Raw genomic sequence first — 15,366 nt, forward strand, 5'->3', positions numbered from 1 at the left:
GGCATGTCGTGCCCGTCTGTTTCAAGGGAGGAAACTATGAGGAAGGCATTACTACTGACAGCCGCAGTTCTAGCACTGACCGCCGGGCAGGCCCTGGCGAAGAAGCAACTGGTCATCGTCGTCAAGGGCCTCGACAATCCGTTCTTCGAAGCAATCAACCAGGGTTGCCAGAAATGGAACAAGGAGAACCCGACTGCGGAATACGAATGCTTCTACACCGGTCCGGCATCGACATCCGATGAGGCCGGCGAAGCGCAGATCGTTCAGGATATGTTGGGCAAGGCAGACACGGCTGCAATCGCAATTTCGCCGTCCAATGCAAAGCTCATCGCCCAGACCCTGAAAACCGCCAATCCAACGGTTCCGGTGATGACGCTCGATGCCGATCTTGCCGCCGAGGATGCAGCGTTGCGCAAGACCTATCTCGGCACGGACAACTATCTGATGGGCGCACGCATCGGCGAGTACATCAAGAAGGCTAAGCCGAAGGGCGGCAAGATCTGCACGATCGAAGGCAATCCGGGAGCAGACAATATTCTACGCCGGGCGCAAGGTATGCGCGACACGCTCACTGGCGAGAAGGGCTTGACCGCGCTGAAGGGCGAGGGCGGGTGGACGGAGGTCGCCGGCTGCCCGGTGTTCACCAATGACAATGGTGCCCAGGGTGTTCAGGCAATGACCGATATCCTCGCGGCCAATCCCGACCTGGACGCATTCGGCATTATGGGTGGCTGGCCATTGTTCGGCGCGCCGCAGCCCTATCGCGACCTGTTCAAACCGATGGCCGACAAGATCGCCAGCAACGATTTCGTCATTGGTGCGGCTGACACGATCGGCGACGAGGTTGCCATTGCGAGGGAAGGCCTGGTGACGGCGCTCGTCGGCCAGCGGCCGTTCGAGATGGGCTACAAGGCGCCTTCGGTGATGATGGATCTGATTGCCGGCAAGCCGGTCGAAGATCCGGTCTTCACCGGGCTCGACGAGTGCACCAAGGATACAGTCGATACCTGCATTCAAAAGTAGGTCCGCGGTTTGGCGGCACTCGGTTCAAGGGTGCCGCCGACTGCCCCACGAGAGACGGATCGAAAGGCCCGCAGGGCTTGACGCGCCCCGGATTCCGCGCTTTTTGGCGGCGTCAATCGCAGGCGACTTCCTCGTTATTACGATTGTTTTGAGAGTACATGCAGACAATCGAAAGATGCTGAGGCAGTAGAAATAAATGCCTGACAAGAAATCGGGAAAGCCGGCGGCTCCGGTCGAAGTGGTGACGGTTGACCGTTCGGCCACAAGGCGCCCAAATGCTCCCCGCATGACGGGGGCGAGCGTTCATGTGTCTTTGGCGGGAGAGATTGGGCTGCGAATCGTACGCGGCGACTATCCGCCGGGCACGATCCTGCCAAATGAGGCAAAATGGTCTGAAGTCTTTGAAGTCAGCCGATCGGCGGTGCGCGAAGCGATCAAGATGTTGATGGCCAAGGGCCTGCTTTCTTCTCGCCCGAAAATCGGCAGCTGGGTCGAACCCAAGGAGCGTTGGAACCTACTGGATCGAGATGTCTTGGGCTGGTATGCCGCGTCTCCCGATCGTGAAGCCTTTCTGAGGGCTGTGCAGGAACTCAGGCATATGATCGAGCCGGAAGCGACGGCACTGGCTGCGGAGCGGCGAACCGAGGAGCAAATGAATGCGATCAGTCAGGCCCTGCATGACATGGATCAGGCGACATCGCTTCAGCAGCGAACGGAATCCGATGCGCGATTTCATATCGCGATCCTACGCGCCTCCGGAAATGATCTGCTGGTGCCGCTCGGCGTACTGATCGAATCGGCGTTGAACCACCTCTTCGCCCACGTCACGCGAGAGGAAGACAATTTGCGCTATGCACTGAAGCTTCATGAAAATATTGAAAAAAACATCCGATTGCAGCGACCGAACATGGCGCGCAACGCCGTTCGCAAGGCGCTGGCAAATACCGACCAGATCATAGCACGTTGGTCGCGATAGAGGTGTGCATCCTGCCCGGCTGACGCCTTGCCGGCAACCTGATGCAGAGCCGTTCAAGCTCCTACGGTGCTTGGTGCCTACCCAAAACCTGCGGCTTGTGCTATTTTCTCAGGCTACCTTCGGGGGCTGAACCATGCGCGGGTTGCTTGCATCGGTGGGGTTGATTTTCACAGCGACAATGGCCGCTGCGGGGAGCCCCTTGTTCGATGCAGTCGCAACCGGAAACACCGCCGCCGTCGAACAGGTTTTGGCTGCGGGTACGGATGTCAACAGCCGGGCACGCGATCTGGCGACGCCTCTCATCAACGCCGCGCTCGGAGACCAGCTCGCCATCGCCGAATTGCTCATCGGCAAAGGTGCTGACGTCATGGCTCGGAATTCGGGCGGCTTTACGCCGCTTCATGCCGCGGCCTTTTCCGGCAGCTTGCCGATCAGCAAGCTGCTGCTTCACCACGGGGCGACGCTCGACGATGCGGCCAACAAAGCGGGTGTAACGCCGCTGATGGTCGCCGGTGAGGAAAACCACGTCGCTCTCGCCGCGTTTCTTCTCGCTGAGGGGGCTGACGTCGGTCATGCAGAGGTTCACGGCTACACGCCGATCACGCGTGCGGTCTGGAAGGGCAACATGGACATCGTGCGATTGTTCAAACGGCACGGCGCGTCGTGCCCACCGGCCAGCCGCCTCGGCGAAGAAGGTTACGCCAAGTGCATTGAAATCCACGATTGAATAGGAGGCGCAGATGTGTGCAGGGACCAGAAGCGGTGCGCGAGGAATTGGTCGCTCTGTGGCGGTGTTCCTTCTGGCTTTGGCAGCCGCCGGTGGATCGCAGGCTTTTGCCGACGACTCGGTCAATACGGGGTACTTCGGCGGCGTGGCAATCATGGGATACGATCCTGTCGCCTATTTCACCGAAGGCAAAGCCGTGAAAGGCTCCGAGGAATTCTCCCACGAATGGCTGGGGACGCCTTGGCTTTTCGCCAATGCCAAACACCGCGAAATGTTCATCAGCGAGCCGATCAAATATGCGCCTCAGTATGGCGGTTACTGCGCGGGCGAGGTGGCTCTCGGGTCGGTCACGGTAAATGTCGATCCAGAGGCGTTCAAGATCATCGACGGCAAGCTTTACCTGATCTACGACAAGGGATCGGCGGAGGGGTTTGCCGCGCATGTGGCTGAAGCAGTCCCGAAAGCCGACAGCAACTGGCCGAAGGTCGCAGCCGATCTCGAACGGGATCAGTATCACTGACCGCGGGTGGAGTGCGGCTATTTGACGGGCGAAAAATAGAAGACCTTGGTGGAGTTCACGTAAGCATAGCTAGTTTCAGCAGGCGAGTTTGCAGATCTGTAGACCGGGCCGCAATCGGCTCGTCCGAATGCATTTTCGCTCTGCTCGCAGAGCATGTCGCCCTGGACGAAAACCGTCTCGGTGATCATCTGCGTCGCCGAGCGGAATGCAGCCTTTCCATCGCGTTCGATTTGCATGAGTGCAGGGCTTCCTGAGGGCTCGGTCTTGCCCCGCAGGAGTTTGCCCATGACGGCGCTTGTGATTTCGTCGTCGTGCAGCCGGTCCTGCTCGTCGCCCTTGAAAGCGAACGGCCATTCCGGCAGACCGGCCTCGCGCAGAGCATCGAGGATAAAGGCCAAATCCTGCTCGTTGCGGAAGTGGGCGTTGCTGATACGCCAGCCCGCCAGGGAATCGCGCCCTGCCACAAAGCGAAGTCCTTCGGTGACTGTCGCACGGGCGTCATCGAGGCGACCGGCACGGGCATAGGCCATCGCGAGCGGGGTAACGAAATCGCCATTTCCCGGAGAACCGTCTCGCGCGCGTTGGAAATTGTCGATGGCCTTTGCGTAGTCGCGCTGCAAATAAAAGACCAGGCCGGCCGTGTATCGGTTGATGGCGGAGAGGTTCGGATCGTGCCTGAGCGCCGTCTCGACGGCCGCGCCGGCTTCGGCATGATTGCCGGAGAACAATTGAACATATGCCAACGCCATATGCGCCTCGGCATCGGTAGACCCGAGCGACACTGCCTGCTGCGCCGAGGTGACAGCCTGCTCATAGCGGCGGTCCACGACCTGCATGACGGCAAGAACGGCGTAGGGCGATGACAGAACCGGGTCGAGAGCCAGCGCGCGACTTGCTTTCTCGTAGACCCTTTTTCGGGCCAGCGCGCTCTGGAGAACATCGTCGTAGGCGCTTCGCCAGACATAAGCTGTCGCGCGCGCATCGGCCGCGAAGGCCTCTGCAAAACCGGGGTCGAGCGCTTCTGCTTTGTCAAAGAGGGCCAGTGCCTCCAGCAGCCGGGAACGGCGGCCGGTCCGCGTCGCCTGCTCGGCACGAAGGTAGTAGTCGTATGCTTCCAGATTGGCGGTCGGCGGACGGGTAATCCGCTCCGCCTCGGATCGAGTGAGCTTCAGGCCAAGCGCGCCGGCGATCTGCCGACTGAGCTCGTTTTGCACAGCCATCACATCCGCCGCGCCGCGGTTAAACCGGTTGGCCCACAGGTGATCGCCGCTTGCGGTATCGATCAGTTGCGCATTGACACGGATTTGGTCGCCTATCCGCTGCACGCTGCCCTCGACGACAAAGCGCACGCCGAGATCGCGTTCGATGTCGGCCAAGACCAAGGGCTTGCCTTTGTAGGCAAACACCGAATTATGACCGATGACGTCAAGGTCCGAAAGCATGGCCAGATCTGCAATCAGGCTGTCGGTCATGCCATCGGTGAAATAATCCTGGCCGGGATCTTTGCTCAGATTCGCGAAAGGAAGCACCGCGACGGATGGACGTTGCGGCACGAACGGCCATTGCCATACGAAGACAATTGCAGCGGTCGCGATCAGCAGCGCTGCTAGCGTCGCCAGGATAATCGCACGGCGGCGCGGCCGAGGGGAGGCGACAACCTTGCCTGCCTCAGCGGGATCTAACAGGACACGATAGACGCGAACCGGATCGGCTATGTTTTTCAGTTGCTGCTCACCGAGGGCGGAGAAGCCGACATCAGCCTTGTGTACCGTGTGATCGAATGCGGTGCCGGATATGCAAATTCCGCCGGGCTGGGCAAGACTCTCCAGCCGTGCGGCTATGTTGACGCCGTCTCCGTGAATGTCCTCTCCTTCGACGATGACATCGCCGAGATTGACGCCGATGCGGAAAAGCATCCGCTGCTCGGGACGCAGGGCTGCATTGCGTTCTGCCTTTTGTTGCTGGATCTTGACGGCGCAGCGCAAGGCATCCACCACGCTTTGGAACTCAACCAGGATTCCGTCGCCCATGGTCTTGATCAGGCGGCCGTGATGCGTGGCGATCTTCGGTTCGAAGAGTTCGTGGAGATCGGAGTGGAAGCGGATACGCGTTCCCTCTTCGTCGATTTCGCTCAGACGGCTGTAACCGACCACATCTGCAATCAGGACTGCTGCAAGACGGCGCTCCATACCAGCTCTTCCTGGGTGTCAGATCCCCGACCGATATCTTACAGCAGGTGCCGAGCCGTTGCCATGACAGTCGCCCAAAGTGGCATCACGCTCGCCGGCGACATGCCTCGCGAAATCAACTGCGTGAAATGAGTTGCCGGGACGTCGGTCCGAGCTGCAGTTCCTGTCAGCTTTGGCGAGTATCCGGGACCACCAGGCCCGCCTTGCGGAGGCCTTCAACACGGCGGCTAAAGTCCTCGGGGTTTCGGAATGGAAGGACGCGGCGGCGGCGCTCGACGGAGAAATTGGGATTGATCTGGAGCGCTTTTTCCCAGGCCTGTCTGCTCTCTTCCGGCCGCCCGAGGTGGCCGTAACATGACGCGAGCAGGGCATAGGCCGTTTCAGATTGGGCGTTTTGCTGGAGCCGCTGCTCGATCGCGGCAATCGCCTGCTCATATTCGCCGAGAGAAAAGTGCGCATCGGCGAGAAATTGGAAAAGAACTTCCGGATGGTGCGGGTCGAGCCGCATCGATTCATTCAGTGTCTCGAGAGCGCCTGCGGGATCGCCGGAAAATATCTGGATATGGGCCATCAGCATCAGGAGGTCGGCGGAGTTGGGAGAAAGCGTGAGGCCCTGCAACACTTCTGCGCGCGCCCGGTCCAGTTCCCGGTTCCACATGCAAGCCATGCCCAGCGCGAAGTGGCCATTCGGCTGTTCCTCGGCCATCTCCATTGCCTGCTGCGCGAGATCCAGTCCGATCCGCAGCGAAGCCTCCGGATCGTTGCTCCACGCGTTGATGTAGTCGAGCACATGCGTGAAGGAAATCAGGGCCTGGGCTGCCGCATAATCCGGATCGATAGCGAGGGCGTCGGCCGCCAGGCTGCGGGCGGCTAGATTGCCGGTTCGGGTGTGGGCTGACGCCTGCTCGCGGCCGCGCAATAGGAGCTCGTATGCGCCGATATCGACTGCGCGCCCTTGGACTAACCGGTCCTGGTCGCCATGCGTGAGATTCAGCTTCAGCGCCGCCACGATCTCCTGGGTGAGCTCATCCTGAACCGCAAAAATATCCGTGAGTTCGCGATCGAAGCGGCTGGCCCAGATATGCCCGCCATTGTTGGCGTCGATCAATTGGGCAGTGACACGCACGCGGTTGCCGGCCTTGCGCACGCTGCCTTCCAGGACATAGCGGACGCCGAGCGCCTTGGCCATCTCAGGCACGGAGGCTGTGACGTTCTTGTAGACGAAGGATGAGTTGCGGGCGATCACGTGCAATTCTGAGAGCTTCGAAAGGTCGGTAATGATGTCCTCGCTGATGCCGTCGGAGAAATATTCCTGCTCGGCGTCGCCGCTCATGTTGTTGAACGCCAATACGGCGATGGAGGGCTTGTCGGAAACGGCCGTAACCGGAGGCATTTTCATTGCGGGCTGGACTTGTCGTGCCGTGTTCGACAGCGGTCCGACCTGGAGAGAATAGACCTGCATCGGCTCAGCGATATTCTTCAGCTGGATCCGGCCGAGATCGGTCACGGCAAGATCAAGCCGCGCTTTCACCTGGCGGTAGGCATCCTCGGAAAGACAGATGGCGCCGGGCTTGGCAATGCCCTCCAGCCGCGCGGCGATATTGACGCCGTCGCCCATCAAGTCGCCATCGCTTTCCTCGACCACATCCCCCAGATGGATCCCGACCCGGAACTCGATGCGATGCTCGGGCGACACGCCGATATTGCGCTCGACCATGGCAGTCTGCACTTCGATTGCGCAGCGCACGGCGTCCACGACGCTGCGAAACTCGATGAGGCTTCCATCCCCGGTACGCTTGACCACACGGCCATTGTGCACGGCGATGGTCGGATCGACCAGATCGCTGCGCAGAGTTCTCAACCGCGCCAGGATGCGATCCTCGTCCGCACCGGCGAGACGGCTGTAGCCGACCACATCCGCGACCAGGATCGCCGCCAGTTTTCGCGTCACGCTCGTAGCCTCAGTTCCTTGTCGGACCAAAATAACACAGTGTGAGCGGTAGCGTCGCCAAATCCCGTTTGCCTTTGCTGAGAAGCGGCCGGTGGCCAGGCTAATCTCCGTTTTTCAGCGAAAAGGCAAAGACGTAGTCGCCGGCGTCCTTCGAATATGGTGCGCCGCCGACCGATATCAGGACATATTGCTTGCCTGTTTTCGGCGAGACGTAGGTCATGGGCGTCGCGCTCGAGCCGACCGGCAGGGGATATTTCCAAAGCTCGGTACCGTTCTCGGCATCATAGGCGCGGATATAGTAGTCCTGGAAGCCGGCGAAGAAAACGACACCGCCGGCGGTCACTGAAGTGCCGGCATAGCTCGGCAAGCCCATCGGCATAGGCAAACGGGTTTTGATCTTGAACGGCCCGAGTTCTTCGGCGGTCCCCGCCGGAACCTGCCAGGCGATCTTGCGGGTACTCAGATCCACCGCCGTGACGGTGCCGAAGGGCGGCTGCGTGCAGGGAACGCGGAGCCTCGAGGTCCACATTTCGGTGGCCATGCCATAGGGCGTACCGCGCTGCGGGGCGGAGGGGCCGTGCGCGGTCGTGGTGAGGGCAAAATCGACATACTCCGCGCGCGGGATGAGCGCGAAAAGGCTCGGTACGCGGATATCGTTCATGAAGACTCGGTTGTTGGGCAGATCGACCGATACGCTTCCCCAATTAAGGCCACCCAGATTTCCCGGCTGCTGGATCGCATATTGGGTGCCGATCGGGGTGAAATCGCCGTCGTAGCGCATCTTTCGGAAGGCGATGCGGCATGCCAGCTGATCGAACATCGTCAGGCCCCAAGCCGTCTGCTCGCTCACGCGTTCCGCGCCAATGGTCGGCATGCCGACGGAATAGGGCTGCGTCGGAGACAGTTTCTCTTCCGGTGCGCCGCCTTGCTGCGGCACCGGCTTCTCCTGGACTTCGGCAAGGGGCAGGCCGGTCTGACGGTTGAGCAGGAAAAGCTGCCCACGTTTGGTGGTCTGCAGGAGAGCGGGCACGGTGGCGCCATTGCCGTCAGGCAGATCGATCAGGACCGGTTGAGCCGGCAGGTCATAGTCCCAGATGTCGTGATGCACGGTCTGAAACTTCCATTTCTCCCGCCCGGTCGTCACATCGAGCGCCACCAATGTCGCGTTGTATTGGTCGGCGAAGGCCGGACGATTGACGCCGTAATAATCCGGGGTGGTATTGCCGAGCGGCGCATAGATGAGACCGAGCTTGTCGTCGAATGCGGCCGTCGTCCACATATTGGGTGTGGCCCGCGTATAGGTCTGGCCCTCCGGTGGGAGTTTGGTGACCTCAGGATTGCCGAGATCCCATGCCCATTCGAGCTCGCCGGTGACCACGTTGAATGCGCGGATGACGCCCGAGGGTTCGCCGACCTCCTGATTGTCGGTGACCCAGCCCCCGACGACGATCAGATTGCGGGCAATCAGCGGCGCCGATGTCTGGAAGTAATAGCCTGTCTTGACTTCGCCCATGCCCTGGGAGAGCTGCACGGTGCCATTGTCTCCGAAGCCCCTGCAGGGGGCGCCGGTCTTGCTGTCGATCTCCAGCAGACGGGCATCAATCGTTGTCTGCACCAGGCGCTCGTTGCAAAGACCGTCGGCGGATTGCGCGTCCTGCGGCATCTTATAGTAACCGAGACCACGGCAGCGCTGCCAGTAAGGCGCCGTCGCCTTGGGATCGAAGATCCAGCGCGGCTTGCCGGTATCGGCATCGAGCGCTGCGATCACATCCGTCGGCGTGCAGGTGTAGACCGTGTCGCCGATCTGCAGAGGCGTGTTCTGATCGGCGCCATCGCTCTTTCCGGTGCGGTATGTCCAGGCAAGATCGAGTTTGGAGACATTGCCGCGGTTGATCTGATCGAAGGGCGAGTAACGATCTCCCGCCGTGGTGCGGCCATAGGAGGTCCAATCGGAGGGAGAATTGTCGCCCTTGGTCGCCTTGTAGGCGGTGATGCCGGCGGAAGGGCGGATGACGCCATGCGGCGTGAAAGCAAGGCTAAAACCGGCAACGAACAGGATCGCCGTGACCAGGGCGCCGCCATGGTAGAGCTTCCGGTTGGCGGTCGGCGAGAGCGATGGCGCAAAGAGAAGCGCAAAACCCGCCAGCGCGATCGGAGACATCAAGCGCGCAAAAAGTGCCCAAAAATTGAGACCCGATTCCCATAGCGCCCAGGGAAAACTGAAGATGGCGACAAGCAGGACGATGAGGCCGCCTGAGGTCTTGCGGCGCCAGAGCAGAAACGCGGCAACCAGATAGGCAAGCCCGACGATCGCATAATAGGGCGAGCCGCCGAGGCTGAGCAGCAAGGCGCCGCCTCCTATCAGCCCCAATCCGATCAGGGCGAGAACAATACAGAACAGGGTGGCTAGAAATTTCATAGTCTCCTCATCCAATCTGCTGCCCGATCGCCTGGATCCCAACTCCGACCGTCGCATGGCGCCCCGGGAAGCGCGGGGCCATTGGATTGGCGGTCGGATACGTATCTTCGGGAGAGCGGTGCTCTCTCGTTCAATTTTTACTTGATGTAGCTGTGGTCACTGACACGCCGCCCCGATCCGGCAATGATGCCGCCGCCGCTCCTGCGGCAACGGCTTGCCATTCCAAATCGAGTCAATACTTCTGAAAGGGGCACAGATGTTTCTCGGCGAAAAGCTTGATCTAGCGAACGGGCGACCGACAGGATTCGATTATATGCGATTACTGTTAGCCTTTTCAGTGCTTTGGATACATACGGCCCGCGTCACGTACGGCGATGACCTCTTTCTTTGGGAGTCACCCTTCCGTCCTGTCATCAAGTCAGTGCTGCCCATGTTCTTTGTCCTGAGCGGGTTCCTGGTGGCTGGCAGTCTTGAACGATCGAAGACATTGATCTCCTTTCTCGGGAATCGGTTTATCCGGATCTACCCTGCTCTTGCGGTAGAAGTGTTGCTGGCTGCCTTTATACTCGGAGCGATCTATACGGAGTATGACCTGCGTGACTATTTCACCGATCCTCAGTTCTTTACTTATCTGCTGAACGTCACCGGGCACATTCACTTCAATCTTCCCGGCGTATTCCTGGACAATCCTGATGCTGCGATGGTGAACGGGCAACTCTGGACGGTGCCCTTCGAGCTTGAGTGCTATGCTGCGATCGCCGCCCTGTTTCTGCTCGGCGTGGTCAGGCGGCGCGTGATCGCCCTGATCGCAACGCCGGCCTTGATCATAGCCTTTGGTATCGCAAGATATTGGAAGCATGAAAGCGACTGGGCCACCATGCCCACGACCGCATCGGGCAATCTGCTTATTTGTGCATTTCTGGTGGGGGTGACCTTCTATCTCTACAAGGACAGGGTTCGCTGGGATATCCGGATTTTCCTCGCCTCAGTGGCAGTCATCCTCTGGGCCTACTGGTTCACCTCTTTCGGAGACTTCATTGCCATCCCGGCAATCGGATATGTCACGGTTTTCCTCGGTCTGACCTCGCCCCGAAAGCTTGGTGTTCTGCGCGGGGCCGACTATTCCTATGGCGTCTTCCTCTACGGCTACCCGATCCAGCAGGCCTTCGTCGCGCTCGGGCCTTGGGCGCATAACTGGTGGCTGAACGGCATCGTCTGCAGCATTATTGCCACCTGCTTTGCCGCTTTCTCGTGGAGATTCATCGAAAAGCCGGCGTTGAAATTGAGGAAACAAGTAACCTGGCTTGAAAATCTCAGGCTTCAGCGCGGCACGAAACGACAACTGGCCGGGGCGGTCTCGAAATAGAGTTCTGGATGCCGGCTTGGAGGCGGGCAATTCCGGAACAGGCTCAATCCAGAAAACAACTCAATAGGGCTCGCCATCACCGCGAGCCCTGTTTCTTTGATGCTGGCTGAGCGCCACAGACGAAAATCCGGGCCGTTTGCAAGGGCCTGGTTTGCAGCAGGCTTGCTGCACGATCACTGCCATATCGACGTACCTACACCGATAAGCGCGGCCCGGATTTGGCGCGCATATCCGCTCATGCGTAAGCCTATGTTCAGACTGATCTTTTCGGTTGGACAAGGTAACGTCGTGGCTAGATCTATGACTGTATTAATCCTCCAAATGCCCAACTTTTCCAGCTGTCGTATCCGATGGTTTCTTGGATTTTTGGGGAGTGATCGGCCCTTCTGGATGAATAGTTGAATATTCTCCAGTGTTGTTCAATCGATCTGTTGGGCGGCTATTAGCAATATTTTAACGGCAATAGATAAAATACTTTGATCGAACTTCGTTTCGACTTTGGGTTTTGTCATGTCATTGAGGGGCTGACGGTGGCTTGAAGAAGGTGAAGAGAGGAGCAGAATAATGCTGAAGAGCACGCTCATCGTGATTGCCGTCTCCTTCGCCGCCGGAGCGACCATTCGCGCCTGGGCCTTCGCATTCTTTGCATTTCTGCTGGTCGCGGCTTTGAGCGTTGTGATCCTGCTGAAAGGTTCTTCCTTGACGGAGGCAATCGCTTCCGGCCTCCAAGTGCTTGTATTGATGGAGATATGCTATCTGGCGGGTCTCTTCGCTTTCTCGTTGGGGGGGCATATTCAGAAGCGCCGGAAAAAGACCTCCATCGCTGACCGCTCCCATGCGACCGGCAAGCGTCCTCATGGATGGTGACATGACCGATGCGGCAGGAAGCTCGGCTGTGCTATGGACGCAAACCCGCTGAGCACTTTTGCTGGAATTGCTTAGGAGTCCACCCTGGGCAGTAAGGCGTGCCGGGAAAGCAGGGCCGAGAGTGTTTTTGCGATGATCACGAAATCCAGCGCGAGCGTCCATTTGGACAAATACTCGACGTCGAGGGAAACTCTGTTCTGATGGCTGGCGTCGTTGCGTCCGTTGATCTGCCAGTGGCCGATCAAGCCGGGACGGACGGCCATATAGGCAGAGGCATGTTCGCCGTAACGCGGCAGCTCTTCCTTGGTAATGGCGTGGGGCCCGACGAGGCTCATTTGACCCAGCAACACGTTGATCAATTGCGGGAGCTTGTCGAGGCTCGATCGTCTGACGATAGCGCCGACGACAGTGACATGTGCCTTGGCCGTTGCGTCGGCGCGTGTCGTGCGAAACTTGAGGCAGCCAAACTCTTTTCCCTTATAACCGATCCGCGGATGGGAATTGAAAATGGGTCCCCAATCACTTAGCGTTATGATGGCTGCTACGGACAGAAGAAACGGTGACAAAAGGAATAAGAGACCTGTCGCAATGATGATGTCGAATGCGCGTTTCAGAAGTCTGCTGATCGTATGGGATTGTGACGAATTGAATGGACGCCTTTCCTGCCGCGCCCTGGCGAAATCCCGCCAAGGTTCGGTTGGGTTGCGCCCATGATTTTTTCCCGCCATCCGCGTCTCCGTTAGGCGAATCCCAGAAATCACAGTCAAAAGCTTGTTTGAGTGCAAGTTTGGTGTCTGTGACCGAAGTCATAACCGTGGATAAATTCTTTATCATGTGAAGAATTTCTTGTGAATAGTTGAAGAAGTATTTTTTTAGAAAAATATACATCTGTGATGTTGGAAATATTTATTCCAGGTAAAAATATTATTATTATATTGTTGGCCTATTCTAACGGCGCACAATTGTTTCGAATTGTATAAAAATTATCCAACAGCTTCAAAAGTGTGCTTTTGACAGAATTAAATATGGATTTTATGATATATAAATGTGAGGATTCGTCAGAATTATGTATAGTTTTAGAATGTAAATTTTATATTATTATTATTTGACTTTCTAACTTAACGCATTACGAATGTCGGTGACGACAATAAATCAATTAGTCTGCTTGGAGTTGCGCGTATGGACGGTGCGATTAGCATCAAAGACAGCAGGATTGAAGGAGGCGCGGCGCGAATAAGCGAAACGGTTACTTGCGGTCCTGTAGGTATTGTTTACGGCGGCCGGCCGGATTTGGATCACGAGTTTCCGTTTTGCCGCTCGAGTGTTCGAAAATTTCGTCGCGGTGAGGTTATTGCCGGCGCCGGTGTCGTCATCGACATGTTTGCCCGCGTGCAGCGCGGAATGGTGAGTGCAAGCACCCCGCTTGCCGATGGACGCGAGTTCATCGTGGAAATCATTCCGAAAGGCGGCTTGATCGGCGAATTGGAGGTGTTGCGCAAACAGTCTCTCAGCCTGGAATATCGGGCCACGGCGGACTGCGAACTGCATTACTTCGACGGCCGTTTGCTGCGGGACTGGTGTGCGAATGATCCGCAATTTCAGGTGAAGATCCTGTCGAAGGCACTGGCGCGTGTTTCAGAACTCGAACTGCGGATTATTTCCAACGCCGGGTCGAGTTTAAGGCAGAGGCTGGCCCGGACGCTGCTGCGTCTTTGTGCCTTGTACAACGTCGATACGCAGAATAGCGGCAACGAGCTCATTATCTCCCAACACCACCTGGCCGCGACGCTGCCGGCGTCGCGTGAGAAGGTCAACCAATGTCTGCGCCGTTTGCGCGAGAGCAAGGTGGTTGACGGGACACAGGGCAAAATCCGCATTCTCAATCGGAAGGCGCTTGAGGCTTATGCCGAGGGGGCAGTGTCTCTCGCTTGAGGCACCGCCGCGATAAACAAAAAACGGAGCAGCAGAAAGCCTCGACAGAACCCGCCACCGGCGGGTTCTGTGTTTGATGCGGTGGGCGTTGATAAATCGGAGCAAGCAGGGCCGAAAGATCAGCCTGGCGGTTTGCCTTCATGCACATTATCGCAAACCGCTGCGGATTTTGCGTGGCCTGCTTTAGAGCATTTCCGTTTTTCTCCGAATCATGGAAATGCTCTATCTCTTTGTTTTCACGCAATTCCGGACGGAAAACCGCTACGCACTTTTGCTGGAATTGCTCTAGACTTCGCTCTCGCAAGCATGTCTCCAGTATTGCCAGCCTTCACCCTGGATCAGCCCGTGATCGGACAGGTCCTTCCAGCTTCTGTAGGTGCCCGTATCCTCACAGACGAAGTCATCCATGTCCTTGCTCGAAGAGTATACGGTATATTCTTCCGTATGTTGGGACAGGTGCGCCGCATCGGCAACCTTGTGCACGAAGGTCGACAGGAACTTGAAATGCAGAAGAGCGCCGGATACGCCGAGCGCTCCGCGCATGTCGCCCAGATTTAGGGAGAGCGGCCAGACCTGGTGCGATGATTTCAGAAACAGACGTTCACCCTTGATATAGACGAGTGGTATCTTATTGAGCGCGGGGCCGTCCCAGAGCCGGTCGTGGAAATAGACGCGCCCGCGGACGCCGCCCTTGATCCATATCGTCCCGTTGCGTTTGTCGAAATGTGCGACATAGCCGGATCGGTCGAAGAGATTGCAGACCTCGAGCGGGTTGCGACCGGGTTCGCATATGTTTTCGAGAACGGGATGCGGGCTGTACATGTCGATCATGACCGAGCGGAGCGAGTGGCCGCCCATGGATTCGATATAGGTGGTCAATTGATCGATCGGTCGTGTGTCGCAATGCGGATAGACCAGAAACTCGTCCGCATCGACATAGAGGACCCATTTCTCCCGGCAGTGGCGGTTGATTACTTCGTTGATCCAGTCGTTTCCGAATCTCGCCGCCTTGTAGGAGCCATGAGCCGAAAGAAGGGACACATCGTCGAAGCTGGACAGCAACTCGGCCGTACCGTCGGACGAGCCGTTGTCGATGCAGATGAAGTGCTCGAAGCCGAGATCGCGATAATACTGCAGGAAGAATGCCAGCCGATGTCCCTCGTCGCGGATGACGCAGATGACGACATGACGCGCCTGCTTGAGCCCGTCGCGCAGCAGGTCGTAGCGAACCTGCCGAGCCTTGAGCGTCCGGCGCAGGCGAGCTTTTAGGTAATGCGAGATACTGGCGGCGGAAGCCCTATAACTCATATTCTGTCCTGAACACTATCCATTCTGGGTGAATGGATGAATACTTGCGCATCCGCCTGCAATCCACGGCTCGACCGGCAATCCCGAC

General features: G+C 58.0%; 12 protein-coding genes. 7 read left to right on the plus strand and 5 right to left on the minus strand.

Translation table 11 applies throughout. The features are described 5' to 3' along the window. Nucleotides 1-36: 36 nt before the first annotated feature. The 4 genes from EEQ99_RS26525 (at nt 37) to EEQ99_RS26540 (ending at nt 3,246) form a co-directional block, all read left to right on the plus strand. On the plus strand, nt 37-1,023 hold the full coding sequence (locus tag EEQ99_RS26525) for a substrate-binding domain-containing protein (protein ID WP_063474355.1): 987 nt from the start codon (nt 37-39) through the stop codon (nt 1,021-1,023). Between the two features lie 196 nt (nt 1,024-1,219). Further along, the gene (locus tag EEQ99_RS26530) at nt 1,220-1,999 is read left to right on the plus strand and encodes a FadR/GntR family transcriptional regulator (protein ID WP_025570473.1); all 780 of its coding nucleotides are present in this window, start codon (nt 1,220-1,222) and stop codon (nt 1,997-1,999) included. A 133-nt stretch (nt 2,000-2,132) separates the two neighbouring features. Continuing rightward, nucleotides 2,133-2,726 (plus strand): ankyrin repeat domain-containing protein, encoded by a 594-nt coding sequence (locus tag EEQ99_RS26535; RefSeq protein WP_127431339.1) that lies wholly within the window; start codon nt 2,133-2,135, stop codon nt 2,724-2,726. 13 nt (nt 2,727-2,739) lie between these two features. After that, the gene (locus EEQ99_RS26540; protein WP_088930330.1) at nt 2,740-3,246 is read left to right on the plus strand and encodes a YHS domain-containing (seleno)protein; all 507 of its coding nucleotides are present in this window, start codon (nt 2,740-2,742) and stop codon (nt 3,244-3,246) included. A gap of 17 nt (nt 3,247-3,263) precedes the next feature. Here the strand turns inward: EEQ99_RS26540 and EEQ99_RS26545 are convergent, their stop codons facing one another. From EEQ99_RS26545 to EEQ99_RS26555, 3 genes are all read right to left on the minus strand, one after another. Continuing rightward, the gene (locus EEQ99_RS26545) at nt 3,264-5,435 is read right to left on the minus strand and encodes an adenylate/guanylate cyclase domain-containing protein (protein ID WP_047618548.1); all 2,172 of its coding nucleotides are present in this window, start codon (nt 5,433-5,435) and stop codon (nt 3,264-3,266) included. Nucleotides 5,436-5,601: 166 nt separating this feature from the next. After that, a complete protein-coding gene (locus tag EEQ99_RS26550; protein ID WP_127431340.1) occupies nt 5,602-7,386 on the minus strand; it encodes an adenylate/guanylate cyclase domain-containing protein in 1,785 nt (594 codons plus the stop codon). 100 nt (nt 7,387-7,486) lie between these two features. Next, nucleotides 7,487-9,805 (minus strand): membrane-bound PQQ-dependent dehydrogenase, glucose/quinate/shikimate family, encoded by a 2,319-nt coding sequence (locus EEQ99_RS26555; protein ID WP_127431341.1) that lies wholly within the window; start codon nt 9,803-9,805, stop codon nt 7,487-7,489. A gap of 256 nt (nt 9,806-10,061) precedes the next feature. Between EEQ99_RS26555 and EEQ99_RS26560 the strand changes: the two genes are divergently transcribed. Both EEQ99_RS26560 and EEQ99_RS26565 read left to right on the plus strand, forming a co-directional pair. Further along, a complete protein-coding gene (locus EEQ99_RS26560) occupies nt 10,062-11,171 on the plus strand; it encodes an acyltransferase family protein (RefSeq protein ID WP_025570058.1) in 1,110 nt (369 codons plus the stop codon). Nucleotides 11,172-11,735: 564 nt separating this feature from the next. After that, entirely contained in the window at nt 11,736-12,038 is a 303-nt protein-coding gene (locus tag EEQ99_RS26565) for a hypothetical protein (RefSeq protein WP_028756340.1), read from the plus strand. A 71-nt stretch (nt 12,039-12,109) separates the two neighbouring features. Here EEQ99_RS26565 and EEQ99_RS26570 read toward each other — a convergent pair whose 3' ends face one another. After that, a complete protein-coding gene (locus EEQ99_RS26570; protein ID WP_028756341.1) occupies nt 12,110-12,766 on the minus strand; it encodes a sugar transferase in 657 nt (218 codons plus the stop codon). Between the two features lie 451 nt (nt 12,767-13,217). On the opposite strand from EEQ99_RS26570, the gene EEQ99_RS26575 reads away from it, so the two are divergent. After that, a complete protein-coding gene (locus tag EEQ99_RS26575; protein ID WP_028756167.1) occupies nt 13,218-13,970 on the plus strand; it encodes a Crp/Fnr family transcriptional regulator in 753 nt (250 codons plus the stop codon). Nucleotides 13,971-14,255: 285 nt separating this feature from the next. On the opposite strand, the gene EEQ99_RS26580 is transcribed toward EEQ99_RS26575, so the two are convergent. Continuing rightward, nucleotides 14,256-15,278 (minus strand): glycosyltransferase family 2 protein, encoded by a 1,023-nt coding sequence (locus tag EEQ99_RS26580; protein ID WP_025570051.1) that lies wholly within the window; start codon nt 15,276-15,278, stop codon nt 14,256-14,258. Nucleotides 15,279-15,366: the final 88 nt, after the last annotated feature.

Origin of the sequence: Rhizobium anhuiense (assembly GCF_003985145.1) — a bacterium.
In the GTDB taxonomy this organism is placed as follows: domain Bacteria; phylum Pseudomonadota; class Alphaproteobacteria; order Rhizobiales; family Rhizobiaceae; genus Rhizobium; species Rhizobium anhuiense.

Coding starts and splice junctions, on each gene's coding strand:
- EEQ99_RS26525 (WP_063474355.1), top strand. CDS start 37: ATGAGGAAGGCATTACTACTGACAGCCGCAGTTCTAGCACTGACCGCC.
- EEQ99_RS26530 (WP_025570473.1), top strand. CDS start 1,220: ATGCCTGACAAGAAATCGGGAAAGCCGGCGGCTCCGGTCGAAGTGGTG.
- EEQ99_RS26535 (WP_127431339.1), top strand. CDS start 2,133: ATGCGCGGGTTGCTTGCATCGGTGGGGTTGATTTTCACAGCGACAATG.
- EEQ99_RS26540 (WP_088930330.1), top strand. CDS start 2,740: ATGTGTGCAGGGACCAGAAGCGGTGCGCGAGGAATTGGTCGCTCTGTG.
- EEQ99_RS26545 (WP_047618548.1), bottom strand. CDS start 5,435: ATGGAGCGCCGTCTTGCAGCAGTCCTGATTGCAGATGTGGTCGGTTAC.
- EEQ99_RS26555 (WP_127431341.1), bottom strand. CDS start 9,805: ATGAAATTTCTAGCCACCCTGTTCTGTATTGTTCTCGCCCTGATCGGA.
- EEQ99_RS26560 (WP_025570058.1), top strand. CDS start 10,062: ATGTTTCTCGGCGAAAAGCTTGATCTAGCGAACGGGCGACCGACAGGA.
- EEQ99_RS26565 (WP_028756340.1), top strand. CDS start 11,736: ATGCTGAAGAGCACGCTCATCGTGATTGCCGTCTCCTTCGCCGCCGGA.
- EEQ99_RS26570 (WP_028756341.1), bottom strand. CDS start 12,766: ATGGCGGGAAAAAATCATGGGCGCAACCCAACCGAACCTTGGCGGGAT.
- EEQ99_RS26575 (WP_028756167.1), top strand. CDS start 13,218: ATGGACGGTGCGATTAGCATCAAAGACAGCAGGATTGAAGGAGGCGCG.
- EEQ99_RS26580 (WP_025570051.1), bottom strand. CDS start 15,278: ATGAGTTATAGGGCTTCCGCCGCCAGTATCTCGCATTACCTAAAAGCT.